Here is a 22,211-nt window from a genome sequence, read left to right on the forward strand (position 1 = left end):
TCAAGTGACGAGTTGTTTGGAGGGAGAAATGCTGAGCTCAATCGTGGTCTGTCACCAAACATCATTTGTGCATGATTATCCGGATACGGTAGAGGAGCGGTTTGAACGACTGCAACTGGTGCTGACAGCAGCCCGTCGGTTGCTGGAAATTTTGGCGGGGTTTGAGCAAAAAGTTCAACAAACTTCCTGGCCCTGGGATGAGAAATCGGAAGAAGCGCCTGCTGCGTTGGTTATTCGCCAATGAACGATGAAGTCCTAGTGCGTGTCGAAGGCGTCTCCAAGAAGTTTTGCCGGAGTTTGAAGAGTCGCTCTGGTATGGGATGCAGGATTTGGGCAATGAGTTGCGGCGCGGTGAATGTTTGGGGCTGATCGGGCGCAATGGAGCAGGCAATACGACACTGTTGCGGATGCTCAATAGGCTTATCAAACCGGACAACCATATTTTACAGTTCGCCTGATTTGAGGAACGATGAAATGATTGATCGAATTACTCTTGACCCTGCCATTTGTCATGGTAAGCCCTGCATTCGCGGCTTGCGCTACCCCGTAGAAAATGTATTGGAATGGCTTGCCGGAGGTATGAGCATAGAAGATATTTTGCTCGACTATGAAGATTTGGAGCGTGAGGACATTTTAGCCGCCCTATCCTATGCCGCACGCCAGACGCATATCAAACGCTTGGAGCCTCTTGCGGCATGAGATTTCTAATCGATGCGCAATTGCCGCGTCGCTTTTCTAACTGGCTTGCAGATGCGGGACATGATGCATTGCACACACTCGAATTGCCACTAAAAAACAAGACATCGGATGCCGGAATCATCGCACGCGCCAAGCAGGATGGGCGTATTGTTGTGAGCAAAGACGATGATTTTGTGCAGACCTTCCTGCTGCGCGGAGAACCACATCTATTGCTAATTTCTACCGGCAATATATCCAACGCTGAGCTGGAAAAGCTCATCCGCACCAACCTGACTGCAATCGAAGCGGCGCTCAGCGAGAATCGGTTTGTCGAAATTAACCGAGATACTTTGGTTATTCACGAATGAACGATGAAGTCCTCGTCCGCGTTGAAGGCGTTGGCAAAAAATTCTGCCGCGACCTGAAAAAATCCCTTCGGCACATCTACACACCTGGCACGCCAATGCAACAGACCATGGGCCATGCCACCTAAACCCTCTGTCACCGTACAAATCCGCAACCCCCTGCGCGACATCCCGCACTACCTCGGCGTCTTTCAGATCTACCTGGGTGGGCGCATGTACCTGGTCTTTGCGCTGACTTTGGTGGCCGCCTTGGCAGAAGGGGTAGGTTTACTCATGCTACTGCCCCTGCTGCAAGGCCTCGGTGGCAGCGGCCTGGGCCAGGCGGGCCAAGCGCCATTGGCAGAAGGCGGCAGCCACAGTAGCGGCATCGCGCTTTGGCTAAACGAACTGCTAGCCAGCCTCGGCCTGGCGGACTCAACGCTGGCCGTACTGCTCATCATCACTGCCGCCTTCATCGTCAAGGGCATCATCACCTTCGGCGCCCTGGGCTATGCTGCCTACCTGCGCGGCAAATTGCTCCGTGAAGTCAAAGGCCGGCTGTTCGAGCACTACAGCCGCATGAGCTACGCCTATTACGCCAGCCGCGACACCGGGCACTTCATCAACCTCATCAACGCCCAAATCAACCTCATGCTGGCTGCCTTTGGCGCGCTGAGCCAACTGGGCGCCAAGCTGATCAACACCCTGATTTACCTCGCGCTGGCGTTTCTCGTCGCCTGGCGCTTCGGCCTCATGGCCTTGTTGCTGGGCATTGTCCTGCTCATGCTGTTCCGCTGGCTCAATGTCTCTGTGCGGCAACTCTCGCGCAAAGCCGCCCAAGAGAACGGTCGCTTGGCCAAATACCTCATCCAGACCCTGCACGCCTTCAAATACCTGACGGCAACGGGACAAATGCCCAAGCTCAAGCGCAGCATCACCGCCTCCATCAGCCGCCTGACCGGCTACGAAATGCGACGCGGCATAGCCGATGCCTTCACCCGCTCCGTCAGCGAACCCATTGCCGTAGTCTTCATCATGCTGATCGTCATGGCCCAACTGCTCTACTTCCAGCAGCCCCTGGCACCCATTCTGGTCTCCATCGTCCTGTTTTACCGGGCCATCAACAGCATCCTGAGCATGCAGCAGAACTGGCAAGGCACCCTGGACCACATCGGCAGCTTGGAATTACTGCACAACGAATTCACCAACCTGCAGCAGCACCAGACCGCCGACGGCGAGCGCCACCTGGGCCCCTTCAGCCAAGGCATCCAGCTGAAAAATCTCCATTTCAGCTATGCGCCCAAGCTCGGGCATGTGCTGCAAGACATCAGCCTGCACATACCCGCGCAGAGCGCCGTCGCCCTGGTGGGAGAATCCGGAGCCGGCAAATCCACCCTGGTGGACCTGCTCAGCCTCACCCTCAAACCCAGCCATGGACAAATCCTGATCGACGGCATACCAGGCGACCAGATCCAAACAACCAGCTGGCGCCAACAAATAGGCTACGTCTCCCAAGAAACCGTGGTGTTCGACGACAGCATCGCCAACAACATCTGCCTCTGGCAGGGCGACCCCAGCCAAGACCCCGCATTGCTGGGGCAGATACAGGCAGCCGCCCGCCAAGCCCACATCGCACACTTCATCGAAACCCTGCCCGAAGGCTACCACAGCCTGGTGGGTGATCGCGGCGTGCGCCTATCCGGCGGACAGCGCCAGCGCCTGTTCATCGCCCGAGAGCTATTTCGACAACCCAGGCTACTGATACTGGACGAGGCCACCAGCGCGCTGGACTCCGAATCCGAACAGGCCATACAGCAAAGCATCGATGCCCTCAAAGGCAAGATCACCCTAGTCATCATTGCCCACCGCCTGTCGACCATTCGCGATGTGGACCGCATCTATGTCTTTGACCAAGGGCACCTGTACGAACAAGGTAGCTACGAGGAACTGCGCGCAAGGCCAGATTCCCGCTTTGCCAAGCTCGTCGCGTTGCAGAAATTATGACCCCGCCATCTCGAGACACTTTAGTGGATTGCCATGGACCACGACCAGAACTACAAAAACCTCATCCTTGACTACCCTCGCGAAGCGCTCGCCTTTTTCGCCGCCTCTGAGGCGCAGGCTATTGACGCGGGCGCAAGAATCATCCCAGTGCGCGAAGAACAACTGAAAGAACGCCTCGGCGAGCGCTTTCGGGAACTGGATGTCCCCCTGCTGGTGGAATGGAGCGATGGCCGGCGCAGTGCCATCCTCTTCGTACTGGAAGAAGAAACCGAGCCCAAGCGCTTCTCCATCCACCGCCTGGCCCACTACTGCCTCGACCTGGCCGAACTCTTCGACACCGAGCGCCTGGTGCCCGTGGTCATCTTCCTGCACCCCGGCCGCTATCTCGAACAGCTCCGGCTCGGCAGCGAAAACCGCGACTACCTCAGCTTCAGCTACCTCAGCACCGCCCTGTTCGCCACCCCAGCGCGCCAGTATCTCGACAGCCCCAACATCGTCGCCCGGCTCACGCTGCCCTGTATGGACTATGCGCCCGAAGACAAGCTAGCCATCTACGCTGCCGCCACCCGTGGCCTGATGGAACTGGAACCCGACCCCGAAAGGCAACTCAAATATGCCGACTTTATCGACATCTACACCGCCATGGACGACAATGAACTTGAGCGTTACCAGCGCGAGTATGCAGAGGAGAACAACGCCATGACCGCATTATCGGTACGATTCACTGAAAAAGGCATCCAACAAGGCATCCGGTTAGGCCGGCAAGAAGGCCGGCAAGAAGGCCGGCAGAAAGGTCGGCAGGAAGGTCGGCTAGAAGGTCGGCTAGAAGGTCGACAGGAGGGCCGACAAGAAGGCCGACAAGAAGGCAAAGCCGAGTTGCTACTGAGTCTAATCAGTCGCAAATTCGGCCCCCAGGCGGCACAGGCACATGAAGCACAAGTCAGGCAGGCCGATCTGGACAGCTTGGAGCACTGGGCCGATCTCATCCTGACCGCCGAATCGATTGACGAATTGTTTGGAGAGAGATAGAGACTGAGCCCCATTGCGGATAGCCCCAATTAACCCAACCAATGACCAGCCGAAAGAGAACAGGTAATCGTGGTGCGCCCCCTATTATTCCAGACCGAGCGTGACCTGCAGATTGCTCAGGCGCTGCTGCCGTTGGTTGAGGGCTGATGCGTTAGAATAAAACCTATGAAACCATCTGAAGCACTAGAGTTGAACCGAGCAGCAGTTCGGCAAGTGGTCGAATCCCACCGCGCCCGCAATCCCCGTGTGTTTGGGTCAGTGGTACATGGCGAGGATACCGACGCTAGTGACTTGGATATTCTTATCGACCCGACGGATGAAACCACCCTGTTCGACATCGGTGCCATTCGGCATGAGCTGCTGAATCTTCTTGGTGTGCCAGTGGATGTCGTCACCCCCAAGGCCTTGCCGGAAAAGTTAAGGGCCATGGTGCTTGCAGAGGCCCGCCCGTTATGACGCGCGATCAGCAACGCATTGCAGATTATCTCGGCCATATCCTCGAAGCCATCGAGCGAATTGATCAGTACACCGCGGAAATGGATGAAATGGGTTTCCTGAACAGCCCATTGGTGCAGGATGCCGTGATTCGCAATGTGGAAATCATAGGTGAGGCCAGCAATAACATCGAAAAGCGATATCCCGAATTTGCTCTGAAGCACCCGGAATTGCCACTCTCGTTCGCCTATCAGATGCGCAACGCCGTAGCACACGGCTATTTTAAGGTCGATTTCGAGATCGTTTGGAAGACAATCAACCGTGATCTGCCAGGGTTGTATCGCCAAGTACGGTCAATTGTTGAAAATTCGGCTAAGTAAATTTCATGTTCTGCTCGCATCGCCATGACCGCATTATCTGTACGATTCATTGAAAAAGGCATCCAGCAAGGTATGCGGTTAGGCGGGCAGAAGGCGAAGCCGAAATGCTAATGCGCCAAATTAGCCAAAAATTCGGCCCCCAGGTGGCACAGGCACATGAAGCCCAAGTCAGGCACGACGATCTGAACAGCTTGGAGCACTGGGCCGATCACATCCTGACCGCCGAATCGATTGACGAATTGTTTGGAGAGAGAAGAAGCTGAGACGGATCGCGGATGATCCAATTATCCCGACGCAATCACGTAGAAAGCAGACTCATGCGCTTGAATCCGCAACAACATGCAGCCATTGTCAACACCTTTCTGGAGGTGTTCGGCAAGGGTGAAATTCGGCTTTTCGGCAGCAGAGTGGACGACGCACAGCGCGGTGGTGATATTGATCTACATGTTACGCCGGACGGGCGCCAGAATCTGGCGGACGCACGCATCACCTTCCTTGCCCGGCTAAAGCGTCGCATTGGAGAACAAAAGATCGATCTCGTCATCGCATCCACTCCCCCCTGCGCCATTGATGACATCGCCCACAGGCAAGGAGTCTTACTATGCCAGCGCCATTAATGCACTTGCTGGTGAGCATTCGGCAGATGATGCAGGCAGCAGATATCGACCATACCTTGCTGGTGGTAGCCAAGATTGATTCGGCCTGGCTTGCCGATTATGCAAATCAGCGTATCGTCAATAGCTTCCTGTTCAACTACATCAAGATTCAGGACAAGATTGGCAGCAAGTTGTTTCGGCTGCTATTACAACATTGGCGCGAAGATCAAGACGGCCTAACCATGCTGGATATGCTGAACAGGCTAGAGAAACTGCATATCATCCAAGATGTAGAAACTTGGGACAAGCTGCGTGAAATACGCAACGACATCACCCACGAATACCCTCAAGACATAGAAGTGCGCATCGGCAACATTCGCATGGCGCTTTCCGGTTACGAACAACTGAAGGCCATCATCTCCAATATTGAACAGGCCTTACAGCTGCAAGCTTCAAACCATGATGAATAATGCCCTGGACGACAATGAACTGGAACGTTACCACCAAGACTACGCAGAGGAGACCAACGCCATGACCGCATTATCGGTACGATTCACTGAAAAAAGCATCCAGCAAGGCATCCGGTTAGGCGGACAAGAAACCAAAGCCGAGTTGCTACTGTGTCAGATCCGTCGCAAATTCGGCCACCAGGCGACACAGACACATGAAGCCTAAGTCAGGCAGGCCGATCTGAACAGCTTGAAGCACTGGGCCGATCTCATCCTGACCGCCGAATCGATTGACGAATTGTTTGGAGAGAGAAGAAGCTGAGACCCATTGCAGATAGCCCCAATTATCCCAACCAATGACCCGCCAAAAGAGAACAGATAATCGTGCTACGTCCCCTATTCTTCTAGACCTTATCAAAAGCAAAGCCATTACAGACCTACAAGAGCTGCCGCAGGTCTTTCCTGTGGTCGTTTACAACGGCGAAGGGCGCTGGTGGGCTGCCCGGGATCTGGCCGACCTCATCGAACCGCTGCCTGGTGGACTGGCGCGCTGCCGACCAAGCCAAAAGCACTGGGTCATCGACGAAGGCCAACTGGCCCGAGAAACAACCCTTCCCGAGAACAACAGCTTCGCCGACCTCATCCGGCTGGAAGCCAGCCCAGAACCCGAGGCCATGCGCCAAATCTTCGCTATACTGAGCCAACGGCTGCAAGACCCGCGCTACGCCAGCCTGCGCCGCGCCCTGGTTGTCTGGTTCAACCGCGTCCTCATCAAGCGCCTGGTACCCGGAACCCAAGTGCCCGAAGTCAATGACCTACAGGAGATCAACAACATGCTCGCCGAACGGGTTGTCCAGTGGACAGAACAGTGGAAATATGAAGGCCTTCAACAGGGCCTACAACAAGACCTGCACCAAGAAGCGGTCAACATGCTTGAGCGCCCGATCACCCGGCGCTTCGGCCCCCTGCGTGATGAAACCCGCTAACGCATCCAGACTGCCGACCTTGATCAACTGGAACGCTGGGTCGACAACATACTCGATGCCCAAACGCTGGAAAATGTTTTCAGTCAGTGAACGCATTATCTGGCGTGCTGCCCCTAACCCGACAGGGACGGAACCAAAAAGGCGGATCGCGAAAAACGCCAAGGGAGCGCAATGCACGCAAATAGTAGAAAAGTTGCCCATGGGTAGCCTGGATGGAGCGCAGCGGAATCCGGGGAGGGCAGGACACATTTTCCGAACGGTGAGAAATCCCTTGAGCATCTTTGGTAGGTTTCCTGACACAGGAGGTCTAACGCGCATAACGGCTGCAGCTGAGCGCCCGCCTCATCCTGGCCGACTCGGGCGGCGTGCAGAAAGAAGCCTAACCCAACATCCAGCATTTGCACCTTTACTAGCGCAGAAAAATTCGAGCCTAGCCCCTTTAATCAAACGATTATTCGCAGCGAGTTGCGGCACCGTAAATATTGTGAAATTAGTAAACTGTCACCGTAATTGCGCAATTGTAATTTCATTTTTGGCATTTAAGGTATATAGATATGACCACTGCAACGCTCACAACCAAAGGCCAGATCACCATCCCCAAGGAAATCCGCGAGCGGCTGATGCTGCACATCGGCGACAAGCTCGACTTCCAGCTCACCGAGCGCGGTGAAGTATTGTTGAAGCCGGTTACGCGTCGTGTTAACGAAGTCTTTGGGCGGCTAGGCAAAGCAGGGCAAAAGGCTCTGACAGCCGCAGAGATGGATGCAGCAATCCAACAGCGGATCGCCGACCGCCAAGCATGAAAGCGATTGACACTAACGTACTGGTCCGCTTCTTGGTCAATGATGATCCTGAGCAGGCCGAACGGGTCCGACAGCTCTTTGCGATCGCCGAGCAACAGCGCGATGCCTTTTATGTGTCGCTAATCGTATTGCTGGAGACAATCTGGGTATTGGAATCGGCCTACCAGATCCAGCGTACGGAGCTGATCGACGCGCTTGCTGATTTACTGCTGATGCCTGTCCTTCAATTCGAGCAGAGAGAGGCAGTACAGGCCATGCTGAACATGGCGATAAACACCAACCTCGACCTGCCCGATGCGTTGATCGCCCAGAGCGCGCTCCTCATGGGTTGTGATAGCGTGCTGACCTTCGATCAGAAAGCTGCGCGTCACCTCGGCTTCGAACGGTTAGAAATCCCTTGAACATCTTTAGTAGGTTTCATGACACAGCATGTCTCAGGTGCATAACGCCTGCAGATGAGCGCCCGCCTCATCCTGGCCGACTCGGGCGGCGTGCAGAAAGAAGCCTAACCCAACATCCAGCATTTGCACCTTTACTAGCGCATGAAAAAATTCGAGCCTGGCCCCTTTATTCCTGTTCAACTACATCAAGATTCAGGACAAGATTGGCAGCAAGTTGTTTCGGCTGCTATTACAACATTGGCGCGAAGATCAAGACGGCCTAACCATGCTGGATATGCTGAACAGGCTAGAGAAACTGCATATCATCCAAGATGTAGAAACTTGGGACAAGCTGCGTGAAATACGCAACGACATCACCCACGAATACCCTCAAGACATAGAAGTGCGCATCGGCAACATTCGCATGGCGCTTTCCGGTTACGAACAACTGAAGGCCATCATCTCCAATATTGAACAGGCCTTACAGCTGCAAGCTTCAAACCATGATGAATAATGCCCTGGACGACAATGAACTGGAACGTTACCACCAAGACTACGCAGAGGAGACCAACGCCATGACCGCATTATCGGTACGATTCACTGAAAAAGGCATCCAGCAAGGCATCCGGTTAGGCGGACAGGAAGCCAAAGCCGAGTTGCTACTGTGTCAGATCCGTCGCAAATTCGGCCACCAGGCGACACAGACACATGAAGCCTAAGTCAGGCAGGCCGATCTGAACAGCTTAAAGCACTGGGCCGATCTCATCCTGACCGCCGAATCGATTGACGAATTGTTTGGAGAGAGAAGAAGCTGAGACCCATTGCAGATAGCCCCAATTATCCCAACCAATGACCAGCCAAAAGAGAACAGATAATCGTGCTACGTCCCCTATTCTTCTACGCGCAGCGGCTTGCTGCACCGAAAAATAGTGAAATTAGTAAACTGTCACTGTAATTCAACTTTCAGAAGGCGCCCAGCAATGCAAAACACCATTGAAATAACCTGTCCGCAAGAAATTTTGCTGGGCTTGCGCCTGGATGCAGATCAATTTGCCGACCTTATCAAGGAAGAAGCTGCTGTGGCTCTATTTCGTGAGGGGCGCCTATCGTCGGGCATGGCCGCTAGTTGGCTTGGCGTTCCGCGGGCCCATTTTCTTCTCAAGGCCATGCGGGCAGGCGCAAATCTGCTTGAAAACAACGAGGATGATTTTCTTAGGGAGACTTCCTTGCTGTGATCGTTTTTTCCAACACCACACCTTTCATTGCACTTTCCAGCATTGGCCAGTTAGAACTTTTGCCAGCGTTGTTTGATAAGGTGCATGTTGCCGAGTCTGTTGCCAGTGAATGTGCTGAGGGTGGACGAATCCTCGTTCCGGATCTTTGGACGCTGTCGTGGGTTGTTCAGGTTGCAGATGAAGAAACATCGACATTACCCATTCTGTTCGAACTTGATCGGGGCGAAAAACAAACCATCGAACTCCCCAGAAAATGCAATGCAGACAGAGTAATCATCGACGAGCGCCTGGGTCGCCGCGTGGCTGAATATCTACAATTGAAAGTGACAGGCACCTTGGGTGTACTGGCAAAAGCCAAGGACATTGGACTGATACCCTCATTCAGTGAAGCCGCGCAAACCATGAGGGAACAAGGGATCCATTACAACGCCGGCTTGGTGGCGCGGATTGCACAACGCCTAGGCGAAATATCACCATGAAATGGTTAATTGTGGTACGTCCCCTATTACCCCTTTAGGAGGTTGGTTTGTTTGGCCGTGTTTTCGGTTATCCTCTATTACGCTACCAGGTTGCAAACATGTATTTTATGTTTGCCGAGCAATTACTGCGAATCGTTGCTGGCTTGTTGGTTGGCATCTGGCTGGCACGGTACTTAGGTCCTGCGCAATTTGGAATCCTCAATTATGTGCTAGCATTTGTCAGCATTCTAGGTGTGATATCGGGTCTTGGGTTAGAGGGTATCTCAGTGAGAGACCTAGTCAGACAGACGACTGGACGTTACGCTTATCTAGGCACCTTGTTCTGGCTAAAACTATTAGGCTGTCTGCTGGCTATACTTTGCATTTATTTGGCTACGCAAGCCACTAATAATGACGCGACAACTACAGCCTATATCCTTATTATTGCTTTTGGCCTATTATTCCAATCATTTGAAGTAATTGATTTTAACTTCCAGTCTATGGATTTAGCGAAGATCACATCCATTTGCAAAATAGTGCAATTAATATCATCTTCTATTTTGAAAATTTACTACCTCAATACTGGAGGCACCTTAGAAAATTTTGTTGTCATTAGTCTAGTTGATCAAGTCAGCCTAGCGCTTTCCTTATTAGTGGCTTATAGGCTGCAAGGTTTGCCTAATTTCCTTGGCCACTTCGACATTGCTCTTGCCGCTAAACTGCTTAAACAGGGAGCTATCGTCGTATCGCTTTCCTTTCTTCATCTACTATACATTCGAATCGACCAAATTATGCTAAATGAGATGATAGGTGGAGAAGCGGTAGGATTATACGTCGCTGCAACTAAGCTGAGCGAAGTTTGGTCTGTGATACCGCTAGTAATTATAAATGCCCTTTACCCATCTATAGTCCAAGCCAAACTGTCAGAAGAGGCAGTTTACTTGGCTCGCCTGCAAAGTTTGTTTTCCATTGTGGTTTGGCTGGCAATACCTATTAGCATTACTATGTTTATAGCTGCATCACCCTTGATCGTTTTTCTGTATGGACATTCATATGTCTCTGCGGGGCCAGTGCTCGCTATTCATAGCATGACAAGTGTATTCGTTTTCATAAGCTTAGTGGCAGGTAAGTGGTATCTGACGGAAGGGCAGTTTGCCTTAGCGTTTTTTCGCACTTTGTCAGGAGCCATAACAAATGTTACTCTAAATCTTGTTCTCATCCCAGTATACGGGATCGTTGGTGCAGCAATTGCCTCATTAGCCGCTCATGTAGCAAACGGGCTGGTATTTGATTTGATGACGGCAAAAACCCGATTTCTGTTTTATATGAAGCTTAAATCACTCGATCCGCGCCATTTAAAAAAAATATTTGACTAGAATAGGTGCTTTTATGATAAAAGGCTACACTGCTGGCGTATTCGATATGTTTCATATTGGTCATTTAAATATCCTAAGCGCAGCTAAGAAATGCTGTGATTATTTGATCGTAGGGGTCACAACTGACGAACTAGCAATTAAGCGCAAGGGCATTTCTCCTTACATTCCTTATTCCGAGCGCTCATCTATTGTTTCTGCAATACGATATGTCGATAAGACCGTACCACAAACTAGTTACAATAAGATGGATGCTTGGAATAGATACAAGTTTGATGTGATGTTTGTCGGCGATGATTGGCAAGGGACAGAAACATGGAGCCAAATCGAACTTGATTTCAAGTCCATTGGTGTAGAAATTAAATATTTGCCATACACTACACACGTTTCTTCGACTAAATTACGTTCTCTTCTTGATATGGCATTACAGTATGAAGTATGAAGCCAGCTTAATTGATTATGCACAATCTACTGAGTCGGGCGACATTGAAACCACCAGAATGTTGTTTGTTTATTCAGTTGAAACGACCTCTGCCAATCTCATTGAGGCAGTCAGTTTATATGGTGGAGAATGTTCCATAATATGCCTATCTCCTCATGTGGCCTTTGATAATGAGAAAAAGTCAATTGAAAAACATCACAAGAGGGAAATCATTTGGTCATCTTTCTATGAGTACCTATCTCAATCCGATATGGAGTACTGCGACAAAGAGGCCGATCGAATTGTAGTCGAAATCTATGGCGATCGGGTTGGTCACTTACAAAATTACTTCCAAGAAATTAAGCGCATAAAAAACGAATTAGTAGCAAGACGAGTTTTTACCGCCTATCAACCAAAAAATGCTTTTCTTTTGGCAGGTTCACCAGGAATCGATGTTAATATTTGGCAACGCTTTGGCTGTCAGAGATTAAAGTATAGTAGGATAACCCCGGCAACTGCGCATTGGTACCAAATGTTGCGTCAGAAGTTTTCTAGAGTTGTTCATCCTGTCAAGGTTTGGGAAGTCAATACTGACAAATCAAGGCATCTGTTTATTGGCACTTTTGATCGTGTGCAGCAATATTTGGACTCGACTAAGTATATTAGTTCTCTGCTTCCATATTCGAAACGTCTGCTTTTTCATCTAACATTATTGGTTGCGCCATCAGTTGTTTCAAAGATTGGACTGTTATTTCGTATATTTGTATTTCTGCTCCGCCATACAACTATTCCCTATCAAGCACGTCTACTTTCCTCTCTTCACGAGCACAAGCCGCAAATATATATTCTTGCAGAGCATTTGGGAGTCTGCATTGACTGCCTTCAAGATGGTTATTTGCCTAGTTACTACCCTTCGGCCTATTTAGCTTATTACGGTAATTCAGTCAATTTTTTGAGTTTTGACCATCCTTCTTCTGAAATCTTCAGAATTCATGGTCTTAATTACTCAATTTGGCCTTACTTCCGTTCCTTCCGTCTGCCACATATTTCACCTCTCAGTCAGCCTATTAAACAGATACTATTTATAGCTAGTGGGGCTGGCGACTGGACAGCGTTAAAAAATCGTAGCGACGAGGATCTAGCCTTTATGTTTATTTGCATGGCTGCACGCTCTATGCCTGAAATTCACTTCATCTTTCGTCCGCACCCGCTTTGGGTATTGCCAGAACATCAAGGCAGCAACTCCATAATTCGCTTAGTTGATTATGTTGAATTTGAAGGACTTGACAATCTAACCATTTCAACTAATGCCATAACTGATAGCAATCACTATCTGTCGCATCGATCTCTATCACATAGTGTTTCTTCGATTTATGACGAAATTAAACAAGCTGATGTTGTTATTGGTGACCATTCGCAAGCTCTAGTAGAGGCCGCTCTGGCGGGTAAAATCATAGCTTCAATCAATGCGGCACGAAGGACGGAGTTTTTCATAAACTTCACACGCCATGGTATACCTTTGCTGCGCTGTGGTGATGATGTTGTCGAATTCCTATTAGAAATTTGTAACAATACAGACTACTATTGCCGCTACAATAATGCTATTGATTCTTTTAATCGAAGTCTTGATGAGTGAGGCCGGCCTGATCTTTTTATATTTTGTGATTTTATCACTAAATTAATTTTCTTGCGTCTTTCGCAGTGCATATTATTCAATTTTTTAAAATACCGGACTTCTTATGCTGCCATTATTCACGCAACAAATATTTAGGTTGTTTATATCTTTTTATCTTATTGAGCCAAATGCATTTTTTTACGTTTTAAGTACAGATTATTTTACTGCGGCATGACTGTCAGCACTCCGTTTGAACAAGTATAGGATTCTTGTCGTGACTCTACGTGTTATTGCAATGAATCGCCGAACATTACTACGTCGCTGGATTCCTCAAGGAATAAGAGATCTGCTCAACTTTATTGGTGGATATGCTATTTACTATCGCGGTGACTACCGTGATTGGGTAACTGCGAGACGGGCCTGCGATGGATATGACGAAAGCAGACTACTGACACGCCTCGCGTCGGCCGCACATAAGGTTGCAACAGGCAAAGTGGTTTGGGAACAGGATGGCGTTACCTGGGATCACATCCCAATTGACTGGCCCCTTTCTGCCAACTTGGGGTACATAGCCCACATCAGGCAGGGATATCTGAGAGTGCTTGATTTTGGTGGTGGATTCGGCAGTAGTTTTCATCAGTGTCGGGCTTTTTTTGGGGACGCCATCACTCTCGACTGGGGCATCGTTGAGCAGCCCGCAATGGTCGAGATCGCTAGGGACGGAATTGAAAGTGGCGCCTTGCGCTTTTTTCTCGACATAGAAAGCGCGATTGAAAGATTGCGCCCTGATGTCGCCCTTCTCTCTGGCGTTCTTCAATACCTTGAAAGTCCTTGGGAGGTATTGGAACAAATCATCAAGTCTGGCATCCCCTTTTTGATCATCGACCGCCATCCCTGCTCGCTGACCCACGAATTGATCACCGTCCAGGTGGTGCCACCCTCCCTCTACGCAGCGAGTTATCCCTCCTGGCTCTTCAATTGTCCCCACATGCTGAAACGCCTTTCCGAGCATTATGAGCTGTTGGCATCATGGGATGGGAAGGACCCCAATATCCGCGGGTGGGGCAAAGGGGCTGAGTTCAAGGGGTTTTTCTTTCGGCGCCGGGAGGGTACATGAGCGACTGGATCAACCAGGTGATGTTCGCCGCCCCTGTCTGGGCGCTGCCCATCAACCCTGCCTTCCTGCCGCGGCGGGCGCTGTGGCGGGCGATGGCGGAGGCCGCGCCGCAGGTGCACGGGCGATTGCTGGACGTTGGCTGCGGCAGCCAGCCTTATCGAGTGCTCTTTAGTGGCGTGAGCGAGTACATCGGGCTGGAGTTGGACAACCCGGACAACCGGGCCACCAAGCAGGCCGATCTCTATTACGACGGGTGCACCTTTCCGGTTACGGATGAGACTGTCGACACGGTACTCTGCAATCAGGTCTTGGAGCATGTCTTCAATCCTGAGCAATTCCTTTCTGAAATTCATCGTGTTCTGTCACCTAGTGGTACTTTGCTGCTTACGGTACCCTTCCTCTGGCCCGAACACGAACAGCCATACGATTGTCTGCGCTATACCTCGTTCGGTCTGAAGAGTCGGCTGGAGCAGGCGGGTTTCGAGATTGCGCGACAATCGAAACTGACTCGAGGAGGCGGGGCCCTTTGTGCTTTGGCAGCGGACCGCCTAAATACCAGGCTGCGTTTGCTACCACTGCCGCTGCGGCTCGCCGTTCGTGCCTTGGTCATCGCACCTATATCCCTCGTAGGCTGGCTGTTGGATGCAGCATCTACCGCCGACACCGAACTCTATCTCGATAACTTTGTGATCTGTCGCAAGATGGTTTCTGCGTCGGACCCCATAGGAGGCCACTTGTCATGATGTTAGCGAATAAGAAAGTATTGATTACCGGGGGGGCTGGGTTCATCGGTTCTCATCTCGCACGCCGCCTAGTCGATTTGGGTGCTGATGTCACTTTGGTCGACTCACTGATTCCCGAGTATGGCGGCAATCTGCATAACTTGCACGGCATCGATGGGGCTGTACGCCTGAACATCTCGGATGTGCGCGACCCTCACAGTATGCGCTACCTCGTCCAGGGGATTGATCTTGTCTTTAATTTGGCAGGACAGACGAGCCATATGGATTCGATGCAGGATCCCTTTACCGATCTAGACATCAACAGCCAAGCGCAACTTTCTATCCTGGAGGCTTTACGTCACAACAATCCAACTGCACCTGTGGTATTTGCCAGTACTCGCCAGCTCTACGGACGACCGGAATACCTTCCAGTGAACGAGAAGCACCCGCAGCGCCCCGTTGATGTGAATGGCATCAACAAGATTGCGGGCGAGAGCTATCATCTGCTCTACCACTCTGTCTACGGCATTCCTACCTGCGCCCTACGACTTACTAATACCTATGGCCCGGGCATGCGCATCAAAGATGCGAGGCAGACTTTTGTTGGTGTTTGGATGCGCAGATTGCTTGAAGGTAAGCCTTTTGAGGTTTGGGGGGGTGAGCAGTTGCGTGACTTCAACTATGTGGGTGATGTTGTCGATGCCTTCCTAGCCGCAGCCTTGGATCCTACCGCCTGGGGACGAGTGTTCAACCTGGGTTCCTCTGAAGTTGTGAGTCTGGCGGAGTTGGCGCGCCTATTGGTCGAGGTGAATGGCGGTGGCGAGTACGTTGTGCGCGAGTTTCCTCCAGATCGCAAGAAGATCGATATCGGTGACTACTATACTGACTTTGCTCTGATTCGGCGCGAGCTTGGCTGGGAACCCCGAATCAGCCTGCGCGAAGGTCTGCAACACACTCTCGATTATTTCCGCGCACACGGAGAGCATTACCTGTGATTTTACAATCCAACCCCAAAGCAGCGTACCTTGAGCGCCGAAAGGCTATAGATGCCGCGTTGGCACGGGTTCTCGAAAGCGGCTGGTACATCCTCGGTCGCGAGGTGGAGGGCTTCGAGGCCGAATTTGCCCAGGCCATGGGAGCGAATTGGGCGGTGGGCGTAGCAAATGGTACTGATGCCATCGAAATTGCCCTGCGTGCCTTGGGCATCAAGGCGGGCGACCGGGTGGTGACGGTTTCCCATACCGCTGTAGCCACTGTAGCAGCGATAAAGCGAATCGACGCGGTTCCACTCTTCGTGGATGTAGACCCACGACGTTATACGATGGACCCAGAGAGCCTGGATGCCCTTTTATCCACACCTGATGGTGGTAGGGCAAAAGCAATTGTGTTGGTCCATCTCTATGGTCAACCTGTGGACATGAAAACAATCGTCCCTATGGCTCGGGCTCGCGGTTTGTCCATTATCGAGGACTGCGCCCAGGCACATGGCGCTTTACTTGACGGCCGCATCGTGGGCACTTGGGGTGATCTCGCTTGCTTTAGCTTCTATCCCACCAAGAATCTAGGAGCATTGGGCGATGGTGGTGCGGTTACCGGCATTAATTCATCGCTGCGAGAGACTGTGCAACTTCTGCGCACCTATGGATGGAAGAATCGCTACGTCAGCGACCTGTTCGGCATTAATTCCCGGCTTGATGAGCTCCAGGCCTCGATCCTGCGGGTAGGACTCCAGCATCTAAATCAAGACAACGAACGGCGACGCGCCATTGCTGCGCGCTACAATCGCAGCCTGGCTGGAATCAGTGTTGAACTGCCCTGGCAGGCTTCAAATGCCTATCATGTCTTCCATCAATATGTTATCGCTACAAATGGCCGTAACATACTACAAGAGAGACTGAAAAGACTCGGGGTTGGCTCCTTGGTGCATTACCCAATGGCGGTACACCAGCAACCCGCATATGCCGATCCTACCCTGCGCCCTGTGGATCTGCCTCACACTGAACGTCTGGTTGGTCGCATTCTGAGCTTGCCCATGTATCCACAGCTCCGAGATGATGAAATCGAAGAGGTTGTTACTGCATTGCATACGGCAATTGAGGATTGATCGTATACATAGCAGTTATTTTAGGTGGACTATTTGCGGAACCATATCATATTTGTAGCTATAGAATGCGCCACTTCTGCACCTATTTCGACTCAAACTACTTGCTTCGCGGTTTAACGCTGTATCGCTCCCTGATGAAGACTGGCTGCGAGTTTCGGCTATATGTCGTTGCCCTTGATGAAACAACATTGCGTACCCTTACAAGCCTTGGCCTAGAGCATCTGGAGGCTATCCCGCTAACAGAGTTAGAGGCATGGGCCCCCTCACTCCTTGTGGCAAAAGCGAATCGCCGACTCATTGAGTATTACTTCACGCTTACGCCACACCTTCCTCTTTTCTTTTTGGAACGCTACCCCAAATTGGATTTGATCACTTATCTGGATGCCGATCTTTATTTTTATAGCTCGCCAGAGCCCATCTTCACGGAGATGGGCAAGTGCTCCATTCTGATTACACCGCACCGCTACCCGCCCCACTTGAAAGCTCAAGAGATCTATGGGCTCTACAATGTTCAATATCAGAGCTTTCGGCGCGATCCAATAGGGTTGGCCTGCTTAGAGCGCTGGCGCGATCAGTGCCTAGAGTGGTGCTACGACCGAGTCGAAGATGGAAAGTACGGGGATCAGGCTTATCTTGATGAGTGGCCAATGCTTTACGGTGTGCACCTTTGTATTCTTCAGCACAGAGGAGCCGGCGTTGCGCCTTGGAATTGGTCCAACTCAACCATTACCCGGCGCGGTGACGAGGTGCAAGTGGGAGGAGACTCACTCATTTTTTACCACTTTCACGGCATAAAGATTTTTAGTCCTTGGTTCATCTCCAACGGTTTACTTGACTGGGGCATGATGCCTTGGCGGTTGATGCGTTGGTTTTATGTTGGCTATCTGCGCGAATTGCGCAGCACTCGGCGCTTGCTCACCCGAAACGGTATTGATGTGCCTATGCGCGACCGATTCATCCGAGGAGGAAGCATAGGAATGACAACAATGAAGGAGGTGCTTCGCAAAGCATGGGGGCAGGCAACTATTGGGTGAGAAAAGCGACTATTGTTAGTAAAATAGTAAAATCAGGCTACGCTCACTGGAAATGCTATATGCTAAATAAGAGTTGCATCTTTGCATCGAACTATCTCTTAAGCTTTAGGAGGAGAGCGTTTAGGTTCTCAGCGATATGAATCCAGCTCAAGGTTCCAGAAAAGTATATCAATTTTCCTGCGCTGAGTTGCTTCTCAATGGCAGCAGCCATCTCAATCGGATTAGGCTCGCACAAGCTCTCTGGAGCATGCTCAAATATCGCTTCATGCCCTGCCACTCGCGTGGCAACCACTGGGCGCTGGCACGCTAAATATTCTGCAATTTTGCATGGCCCCGCCATGCTGTTGAATTCGTCATTGGCGTAAGGAAGGGTCACTAGATCACAGGCTGCGATATAGTTCGGTATCTCCTGCTGACTCAGTTCACCGCGATAGTCTATCCAGGGTAAGTCAATACTTGGGCCCTGTAATCTTCCTGCCAGCAGGATTTTTAGATTAGGTATTTTGTGTGCCAGGATTTTACTTGCAGCGAACAATAGTGGCCCTCTCTGAGGTGTGATGGCGCCAAAAAATCCAATGACCGGAATGCCCGCGTCTATAGCCAGTTGTTGTCTTGCTTTCTGTTTGTCTAGTGGCCGAAACAGGTTTGTATCCACGCCATTTTCGACGAGCAGGGTGTTGCTGTTCCATTGGCCGAGACGTGACTGCAGAGGTCGGCTTGCGCAGAGTACGAGGTCAGCCTGGCTAGTGGCTTTGTGGAACATGGCCTTCATGCCAGGGAGTTTGTTGCCTTTGAAGGCAGGGTAATAATCATAGACATCAAACACAAAGCGGCAGGCCAGCCGCTTACTGATTAACCATGCCAGATAGCCAATATGGCTGTCACCGCTTGCGATGAAAATATGGGGTTTGGATTTTTTGATGGCTTGATAGGCCCTCATGGGCATAAGAGGAAGCTGCCAGACTGTGCTTGGTAGGGTGCGGAAGGTTAGGCCATCCATGCTGCGTTCAATAGCTTTACTATTACGGTAATCAAGCGCTATGACATTGACCTCATGCCCCAACTTCGCAAGTTGTTTCGGGATATGGAACAGCCGGCCAAATTGATCTTCAATTAGATCTTTATTGGTGTAGTAGCGTTTGCACAGGAGGGTGATGCGCATTTGTTACTTTTCCGCGATGAACACCATCTGATGACAATGGTAAGGGTCCAGCTTTTCCAAAATGTGCTGGAGAAAATTCGGGAAGGGGTAGAGGCCGAACCCGTAGCCCTTGATGTCGGTAAAGCCGAGCATGTTGAGGTAACGGTGCAGCACTCGGTAGCTGAATACGACGAGGTGGCGATGCACCGGGGTTTCAGATTCAGTGTCAGGAAGCAGGTTTGGGCTGCTGACCTTGAAGAGTTCTTCTCCGGCAAGCAGTGCGTTGGAGTCGGGATGCGGGCCGCTGGAGGGCATTTTGCCGACGATTAACAGTGCGATGGTGAAGAGGGTGCTGATGTTGGGGGTGAGCAGGACCAGTGTGCCCTGGGGTTCGAGGACGCGATGGCACTCCCGCATGAAGGCGCAGGGGTTGAGCAGGTGTTCCAGTACCGACAGGGCAAAGACGCAGCGAAAGCTGTCGTTGTCGAAGGGTAGCTGTCGGTTGAGATCGCCTTGGATGATGTTGAGCCCTTTGGCCTGGGCTTGGTCCACGCAACCCTGGTTCCATTCGATGCCTTGGTAGCGAGAGGTATCCAGGTTGATCTGGCGCTGCAGTCGGTGGAATGAGCCGCCGGTGTTGGCGCCGCAGTCCAGAACGCTGCCGTCCTCGTGAATGGCTTGGGTTATCTGCTCGAAGGCCAGGCCATAGGCTTCGTCCATGGTGCGGCGGTAGAGGTTTTTGAAGTAATGTTGGAGCATCGTCTGATCCTGGGTGCTGAGCGGAAATTAACGCTCGATTAATTTTGGCACGAGCGAGGGGAATCAAAGGCAACTGCCCATCCCCCTCTCCACAACCCCTCTCTCCGAGGGCGATGGGGCCTTCTCCCCTCTCCCGCTAGCGGGGAGACGGCTGCACGGACGCAGGAGGTAGAACAACGTCTGGAACAGCGGCCGAGTTGTCGGGGGGAGGGTATAAGCACAAGTTAGAACATTTAACGACGCCCTGCCAAGGTCAGGGTAAATTTGTGCATGACAAGTTCACTCTCCGTGAAGAATACTGGATGTGGCCGACAACAAGGCCGGCAAGTCTTGATGAACAGTATTCCATACGATGCGGAGATCAACCCCAAAGTATTGATGGATCGGCAGGTTACGAAAGTCTTTGATTTCTCTCCATGGCACATCTGGATACTTCTCCTTCAGCGATTCGGGCAATTTGCCAACGGCCTCGCCAATGACTTCGAACTCGCGGATTACTGCGGCATGCCGCATCCTGTCCGTGCTGAACTGTTCAAAATCCAAATTTTTGACATACGAGAGAATGGCTTGCCCGGAGTCGAGAATGTCCGCCAGATAAAGCGTGCAGTCTCGTTCAAACATGGAGCATGTCTTGTTTGGCTGTCTCTCTGACGGCGGGCTTCATGGCGCTTTCAATGCCAAGGTCAATACGCTGGCCCAATTGCGCTTCAAGGTAGCGTTTCAGGCCAAAAAAATTGCTGAGGGTTTTTTTTGCTTCAGTCAGTTCGACCGCGATATCGATATCGCTGTCATCGGTGGCGTTTCCCCGTGCGTAGCTGCCAAACAGGGCAATTTTTTGCACCCCATAATCCAGGCGCAGTGTCTCCCGGTGTGTTTTCAGGAAATCCAGAATTTCATTTCGGTTCATTGGGAGGCTCCATGAGGCACATAAAGGCGGTCTGGTACACGCCTTGTTCGGTTAAGTTCGGTAAGAGTCTATCAAATAATTTTGTTAGCTATTCAGCACTTCCCGAACCTGGTTGGTCAGCCATCTGCTCAGTTCATGCACGATCGCAGGCAGGGCCATGCCTTCGGTGAAATAGCTAAATTTGTCACCCAGGCCGCCGATCTGCTGCTTCAGTTCGCGAATTTGGCGGTCGGTTTCCTTTTGGGATTCGGCCAGCGCCTGGATACTGCGCCAGACATCGTCAAATTGAGGGGCGGGGGTGTCGAGTTTGGCCATGGGGCGGCTCCGGATGCGGTTTTCTTGGGATTGTAGCCCAGAATCCCGAGCTGGCGTTCAGGGTTCCCGATTGGGTTCGGCAGCTGGATTAAAGGTACCAGGGTCGAATTCATTTTCTATTGGGGGTGAGCAGGACCAGCATTCCCTGGGGTTCGAGGACGGGGTGGCAAACCCGCATGAAAACACAGCCGTTGAGCAGGTGTTCCAGTACCGACAGGGCAAAGACGCAGCGAAAGCTTTCGTTTTCAAAGGATAGCGGTTGGTTGAGGTCGTTTTGGATGATGTTGCGCCCTTTGGCCTGGGCTTGGTCCACGCAGCCCTGGTTCCACTCTATGCCTTTGTAGCGACTGGGGTTCAGGTTGATCTGGCGCCGCAGTCCAAAACGCTGCCGCCCTCCTGAATGGCTTGGGTTATCTGCTCGAAGGCCAGGCCATAGGCTTCGTCCATGGTGCGGCGGTAGAGGTTTTTGAAGTAATTTTGAAGCATCTGCTCATCCTGGGCGCTTAGCCTGCGCTATGGTTATTTCCCCGCTGGCATTATTGGGGATTGCTCCTCGAACTGAGCTTGCATATCCATGGCGCCGTGCAACACGCGGACAATCCGCACCAGATCGGGCTCTTCATGGAAAATCACAAGGTAGTTGCCGTAGGGGCATGAACGCAGGCCTTTGCCGAGCTCTGGCCGAGGCCGGTAGGCCTTGGGTGCTTGGGTGATTTTGCCACACTGCTCGCGCAACTCCCTCACGAAGGTTTTTGCCCGGCGCGGATTGTCTTGGGCGATATAGTCACCGATGAGCTCGAGATCAAGCTCCGCCTTCGGCATAAATGCCTGTTGCATCGTGCGTTTTCCTCTGCTTCAGTCATCGCTTGATATTTCGCTTCCAGCCGATCAAATACGTCGTCGGCTGGAATATCTGGCCCGCTGGC

32 protein-coding genes and 1 pseudogene are annotated in these 22,211 nt (G+C 51.5%); 26 read left to right on the forward strand and 7 right to left on the reverse strand.

Translation table 11 applies throughout. From position 1 onward, the window contains the following. Positions 1–28 precede the first annotated feature (28 nt). The 26 genes and pseudogenes from D5125_17195 to D5125_15060 all read left to right on the forward strand — a co-directional run bounded on the left by D5125_17195 (position 29) and on the right by D5125_15060 (position 18,163). On the forward strand, positions 29–244 hold the full coding sequence (locus D5125_17195; GenBank protein ID QPB72178.1) for a hypothetical protein: 216 nt from the start codon (positions 29–31) through the stop codon (positions 242–244). Then, positions 241–458: pseudogene (locus D5125_14940) on the forward strand (ATP-binding cassette domain-containing protein). Before D5125_17195 ends, D5125_14940 begins: the two are co-directional and overlap by 4 nt. A gap of 16 nt (positions 459–474) precedes the next feature. Beyond that, a complete protein-coding gene (locus tag D5125_14945; GenBank protein ID QFY90658.1) occupies positions 475–699 on the forward strand; it encodes a DUF433 domain-containing protein in 225 nt (74 codons plus the stop codon). Beyond that, positions 696–1,046, forward strand: a complete 351-nt coding sequence (locus D5125_14950) for a DUF5615 family PIN-like protein (protein ID QFY90659.1) — start codon at positions 696–698, stop codon at positions 1,044–1,046. Before D5125_14945 ends, D5125_14950 begins: the two co-directional genes overlap by 4 nt. Positions 1,047–1,160: 114 nt before the next feature. Next, entirely contained in the window at positions 1,161–3,026 is a 1,866-nt protein-coding gene (locus D5125_14955; protein QFY90660.1) for an ABC transporter ATP-binding protein, read from the forward strand. 33 nt (positions 3,027–3,059) lie between these two features. Continuing rightward, positions 3,060–4,055: a DUF4351 domain-containing protein gene (locus D5125_14960; GenBank protein ID QFY90661.1), complete on the forward strand. Its 996-nt coding sequence runs from the start codon at positions 3,060–3,062 to the stop codon at positions 4,053–4,055. Positions 4,056–4,220: 165 nt separating this feature from the next. Continuing rightward, positions 4,221–4,511 (forward strand): nucleotidyltransferase family protein, encoded by a 291-nt coding sequence (locus tag D5125_14965; GenBank protein QFY90662.1) that lies wholly within the window; start codon positions 4,221–4,223, stop codon positions 4,509–4,511. After that, positions 4,508–4,870 (forward strand): DUF86 domain-containing protein, encoded by a 363-nt coding sequence (locus D5125_14970; protein ID QFY90663.1) that lies wholly within the window; start codon positions 4,508–4,510, stop codon positions 4,868–4,870. The genes D5125_14965 and D5125_14970 overlap by 4 nt, the downstream gene beginning before the upstream one ends. 317 nt (positions 4,871–5,187) lie before the next feature. Then, a complete protein-coding gene (locus D5125_14980; protein QFY90664.1) occupies positions 5,188–5,487 on the forward strand; it encodes a hypothetical protein in 300 nt (99 codons plus the stop codon). After that, positions 5,472–5,936, forward strand: a complete 465-nt coding sequence (locus tag D5125_14985; GenBank protein QFY90665.1) for a hypothetical protein — start codon at positions 5,472–5,474, stop codon at positions 5,934–5,936. The genes D5125_14980 and D5125_14985 overlap by 16 nt, the downstream gene beginning before the upstream one ends. Next, positions 5,926–6,141: a hypothetical protein gene (locus tag D5125_14990; protein ID QFY90666.1), complete on the forward strand. Its 216-nt coding sequence runs from the start codon at positions 5,926–5,928 to the stop codon at positions 6,139–6,141. Before D5125_14985 ends, D5125_14990 begins: the two co-directional genes overlap by 11 nt. A 238-nt stretch (positions 6,142–6,379) precedes the next feature. After that, a complete protein-coding gene (locus D5125_14995; protein ID QFY90667.1) occupies positions 6,380–6,901 on the forward strand; it encodes a hypothetical protein in 522 nt (173 codons plus the stop codon). Positions 6,902–7,455: 554 nt separating this feature from the next. After that, entirely contained in the window at positions 7,456–7,704 is a 249-nt protein-coding gene (locus D5125_15000; GenBank protein QFY90668.1) for an AbrB/MazE/SpoVT family DNA-binding domain-containing protein, read from the forward strand. Next, positions 7,701–8,105, forward strand: a complete 405-nt coding sequence (locus D5125_15005) for a type II toxin-antitoxin system VapC family toxin (GenBank protein QFY90669.1) — start codon at positions 7,701–7,703, stop codon at positions 8,103–8,105. The genes D5125_15000 and D5125_15005 overlap by 4 nt, the downstream gene beginning before the upstream one ends. Before the next feature lie 265 nt (positions 8,106–8,370). Then, positions 8,371–8,598 (forward strand): hypothetical protein, encoded by a 228-nt coding sequence (locus D5125_15010; GenBank protein ID QFY90670.1) that lies wholly within the window; start codon positions 8,371–8,373, stop codon positions 8,596–8,598. Next, positions 8,588–8,803 (forward strand): hypothetical protein, encoded by a 216-nt coding sequence (locus D5125_15015; GenBank protein ID QFY90671.1) that lies wholly within the window; start codon positions 8,588–8,590, stop codon positions 8,801–8,803. Before D5125_15010 ends, D5125_15015 begins: the two co-directional genes overlap by 11 nt. Positions 8,804–9,064: 261 nt before the next feature. Next, positions 9,065–9,319, forward strand: a complete 255-nt coding sequence (locus D5125_15020; GenBank protein ID QFY90672.1) for a UPF0175 family protein — start codon at positions 9,065–9,067, stop codon at positions 9,317–9,319. Then, the gene (locus D5125_15025; GenBank protein ID QFY90673.1) at positions 9,316–9,798 is read left to right on the forward strand and encodes a DUF3368 domain-containing protein; all 483 of its coding nucleotides are present in this window, start codon (positions 9,316–9,318) and stop codon (positions 9,796–9,798) included. The genes D5125_15020 and D5125_15025 overlap by 4 nt, the downstream gene beginning before the upstream one ends. A 98-nt stretch (positions 9,799–9,896) precedes the next feature. After that, positions 9,897–11,153, forward strand: a complete 1,257-nt coding sequence (locus D5125_15030) for a flippase (protein QFY90674.1) — start codon at positions 9,897–9,899, stop codon at positions 11,151–11,153. A 13-nt stretch (positions 11,154–11,166) separates the two neighbouring features. Then, entirely contained in the window at positions 11,167–11,592 is a 426-nt protein-coding gene (locus D5125_15035; GenBank protein ID QFY90675.1) for an adenylyltransferase/cytidyltransferase family protein, read from the forward strand. Then, a complete protein-coding gene (locus D5125_17200; protein ID QPB72179.1) occupies positions 11,582–13,207 on the forward strand; it encodes a hypothetical protein in 1,626 nt (541 codons plus the stop codon). The genes D5125_15035 and D5125_17200 overlap by 11 nt, the downstream gene beginning before the upstream one ends. A 253-nt stretch (positions 13,208–13,460) precedes the next feature. After that, a complete protein-coding gene (locus tag D5125_15040) occupies positions 13,461–14,303 on the forward strand; it encodes a methyltransferase, TIGR04325 family (GenBank protein QFY90676.2) in 843 nt (280 codons plus the stop codon). Beyond that, complete coding sequence (locus D5125_15045) at positions 14,300–15,046, forward strand: class I SAM-dependent methyltransferase (GenBank protein QFY90677.1); 747 nt, start codon at positions 14,300–14,302, stop codon at positions 15,044–15,046. Before D5125_15040 ends, D5125_15045 begins: the two co-directional genes overlap by 4 nt. Further along, a complete protein-coding gene (locus D5125_15050; GenBank protein QFY90678.1) occupies positions 15,043–16,020 on the forward strand; it encodes an NAD-dependent epimerase/dehydratase family protein in 978 nt (325 codons plus the stop codon). The genes D5125_15045 and D5125_15050 overlap by 4 nt, the downstream gene beginning before the upstream one ends. After that, positions 16,017–17,129, forward strand: a complete 1,113-nt coding sequence (locus tag D5125_15055) for a DegT/DnrJ/EryC1/StrS family aminotransferase (GenBank protein QFY90679.1) — start codon at positions 16,017–16,019, stop codon at positions 17,127–17,129. The genes D5125_15050 and D5125_15055 overlap by 4 nt, the downstream gene beginning before the upstream one ends. A 65-nt stretch (positions 17,130–17,194) precedes the next feature. Continuing rightward, positions 17,195–18,163 carry a glycosyl transferase gene (locus D5125_15060; GenBank protein QFY90680.1) on the forward strand — a complete coding sequence of 323 codons (969 nt, stop codon included), beginning with the start codon at positions 17,195–17,197 and terminating at the stop codon, positions 18,161–18,163. 91 nt (positions 18,164–18,254) lie between these two features. Here the strand turns inward: D5125_15060 and D5125_15065 are convergent, their stop codons facing one another. The 7 genes from D5125_15065 to D5125_15095 all read right to left on the reverse strand — a co-directional run bounded on the left by D5125_15065 (position 18,255) and on the right by D5125_15095 (position 22,122). Then, positions 18,255–19,325, reverse strand: a complete 1,071-nt coding sequence (locus D5125_15065; GenBank protein QFY90681.1) for a glycosyltransferase family 4 protein — start codon at positions 19,323–19,325, stop codon at positions 18,255–18,257. A gap of 3 nt (positions 19,326–19,328) precedes the next feature. Next, a complete protein-coding gene (locus D5125_15070) occupies positions 19,329–20,063 on the reverse strand; it encodes a class I SAM-dependent methyltransferase (protein QFY90682.1) in 735 nt (244 codons plus the stop codon). Positions 20,064–20,342: 279 nt separating this feature from the next. Further along, the gene (locus D5125_15075; GenBank protein ID QFY90683.1) at positions 20,343–20,684 is read right to left on the reverse strand and encodes a DUF86 domain-containing protein; all 342 of its coding nucleotides are present in this window, start codon (positions 20,682–20,684) and stop codon (positions 20,343–20,345) included. After that, positions 20,677–20,970: a nucleotidyltransferase family protein gene (locus D5125_15080; GenBank protein ID QFY90684.1), complete on the reverse strand. Its 294-nt coding sequence runs from the start codon at positions 20,968–20,970 to the stop codon at positions 20,677–20,679. The genes D5125_15075 and D5125_15080 overlap by 8 nt, the downstream gene beginning before the upstream one ends. 84 nt (positions 20,971–21,054) lie before the next feature. Beyond that, positions 21,055–21,285 (reverse strand): hypothetical protein, encoded by a 231-nt coding sequence (locus tag D5125_15085; GenBank protein QFY90685.1) that lies wholly within the window; start codon positions 21,283–21,285, stop codon positions 21,055–21,057. Between the two features lie 109 nt (positions 21,286–21,394). Next, positions 21,395–21,598, reverse strand: coding sequence for a methyltransferase domain-containing protein (locus D5125_15090; protein QFY90686.2), 204 nt, complete (start codon positions 21,596–21,598; stop codon positions 21,395–21,397). A 206-nt stretch (positions 21,599–21,804) separates the two neighbouring features. After that, the gene (locus tag D5125_15095) at positions 21,805–22,122 is read right to left on the reverse strand and encodes a type II toxin-antitoxin system RelE/ParE family toxin (protein QFY90687.1); all 318 of its coding nucleotides are present in this window, start codon (positions 22,120–22,122) and stop codon (positions 21,805–21,807) included. Positions 22,123–22,211 lie beyond the last annotated feature (89 nt).

It is taken from the genome of gamma proteobacterium SS-5 (assembly GCA_009497875.2).
GTDB lineage: Bacteria > Pseudomonadota > Gammaproteobacteria > Chromatiales > Chromatiaceae > Magnetovirga > Magnetovirga frankeli.

Excerpts from the sequence above, each read along its gene's own strand:
- D5125_17195 (QPB72178.1), top strand. The coding sequence starts at position 29 with ATGCTGAGCTCAATCGTGGTCTGTCACCAAACATCATTTGTGCATGAT.
- D5125_14945 (QFY90658.1), top strand. The coding sequence starts at position 475 with ATGATTGATCGAATTACTCTTGACCCTGCCATTTGTCATGGTAAGCCC.
- D5125_14950 (QFY90659.1), top strand. The coding sequence starts at position 696 with ATGAGATTTCTAATCGATGCGCAATTGCCGCGTCGCTTTTCTAACTGG.
- D5125_14955 (QFY90660.1), top strand. The coding sequence starts at position 1,161 with ATGCCACCTAAACCCTCTGTCACCGTACAAATCCGCAACCCCCTGCGC.
- D5125_14960 (QFY90661.1), top strand. The coding sequence starts at position 3,060 with ATGGACCACGACCAGAACTACAAAAACCTCATCCTTGACTACCCTCGC.
- D5125_14965 (QFY90662.1), top strand. The coding sequence starts at position 4,221 with ATGAAACCATCTGAAGCACTAGAGTTGAACCGAGCAGCAGTTCGGCAA.
- D5125_14970 (QFY90663.1), top strand. The coding sequence starts at position 4,508 with ATGACGCGCGATCAGCAACGCATTGCAGATTATCTCGGCCATATCCTC.
- D5125_14980 (QFY90664.1), top strand. The coding sequence starts at position 5,188 with ATGCGCTTGAATCCGCAACAACATGCAGCCATTGTCAACACCTTTCTG.
- D5125_14985 (QFY90665.1), top strand. The coding sequence starts at position 5,472 with ATGCCAGCGCCATTAATGCACTTGCTGGTGAGCATTCGGCAGATGATG.
- D5125_14990 (QFY90666.1), top strand. The coding sequence starts at position 5,926 with ATGATGAATAATGCCCTGGACGACAATGAACTGGAACGTTACCACCAA.
- D5125_15000 (QFY90668.1), top strand. The coding sequence starts at position 7,456 with ATGACCACTGCAACGCTCACAACCAAAGGCCAGATCACCATCCCCAAG.
- D5125_15005 (QFY90669.1), top strand. The coding sequence starts at position 7,701 with ATGAAAGCGATTGACACTAACGTACTGGTCCGCTTCTTGGTCAATGAT.
- D5125_15010 (QFY90670.1), top strand. The coding sequence starts at position 8,371 with ATGCTGGATATGCTGAACAGGCTAGAGAAACTGCATATCATCCAAGAT.
- D5125_15015 (QFY90671.1), top strand. The coding sequence starts at position 8,588 with ATGATGAATAATGCCCTGGACGACAATGAACTGGAACGTTACCACCAA.
- D5125_15020 (QFY90672.1), top strand. The coding sequence starts at position 9,065 with ATGCAAAACACCATTGAAATAACCTGTCCGCAAGAAATTTTGCTGGGC.
- D5125_15030 (QFY90674.1), top strand. The coding sequence starts at position 9,897 with ATGTATTTTATGTTTGCCGAGCAATTACTGCGAATCGTTGCTGGCTTG.
- D5125_15035 (QFY90675.1), top strand. The coding sequence starts at position 11,167 with ATGATAAAAGGCTACACTGCTGGCGTATTCGATATGTTTCATATTGGT.
- D5125_17200 (QPB72179.1), top strand. The coding sequence starts at position 11,582 with ATGAAGTATGAAGCCAGCTTAATTGATTATGCACAATCTACTGAGTCG.
- D5125_15045 (QFY90677.1), top strand. The coding sequence starts at position 14,300 with ATGAGCGACTGGATCAACCAGGTGATGTTCGCCGCCCCTGTCTGGGCG.
- D5125_15050 (QFY90678.1), top strand. The coding sequence starts at position 15,043 with ATGATGTTAGCGAATAAGAAAGTATTGATTACCGGGGGGGCTGGGTTC.
- D5125_15060 (QFY90680.1), top strand. The coding sequence starts at position 17,195 with ATGCGCCACTTCTGCACCTATTTCGACTCAAACTACTTGCTTCGCGGT.
- D5125_15065 (QFY90681.1), bottom strand. The coding sequence starts at position 19,325 with ATGCGCATCACCCTCCTGTGCAAACGCTACTACACCAATAAAGATCTA.
- D5125_15070 (QFY90682.1), bottom strand. The coding sequence starts at position 20,063 with ATGCTCCAACATTACTTCAAAAACCTCTACCGCCGCACCATGGACGAA.
- D5125_15075 (QFY90683.1), bottom strand. The coding sequence starts at position 20,684 with ATGTTTGAACGAGACTGCACGCTTTATCTGGCGGACATTCTCGACTCC.
- D5125_15080 (QFY90684.1), bottom strand. The coding sequence starts at position 20,970 with ATGAACCGAAATGAAATTCTGGATTTCCTGAAAACACACCGGGAGACA.
- D5125_15085 (QFY90685.1), bottom strand. The coding sequence starts at position 21,285 with ATGGCCAAACTCGACACCCCCGCCCCTCAATTTGACGATGTCTGGCGC.
- D5125_15095 (QFY90687.1), bottom strand. The coding sequence starts at position 22,122 with ATGCAACAGGCATTTATGCCGAAGGCGGAGCTTGATCTCGAGCTCATC.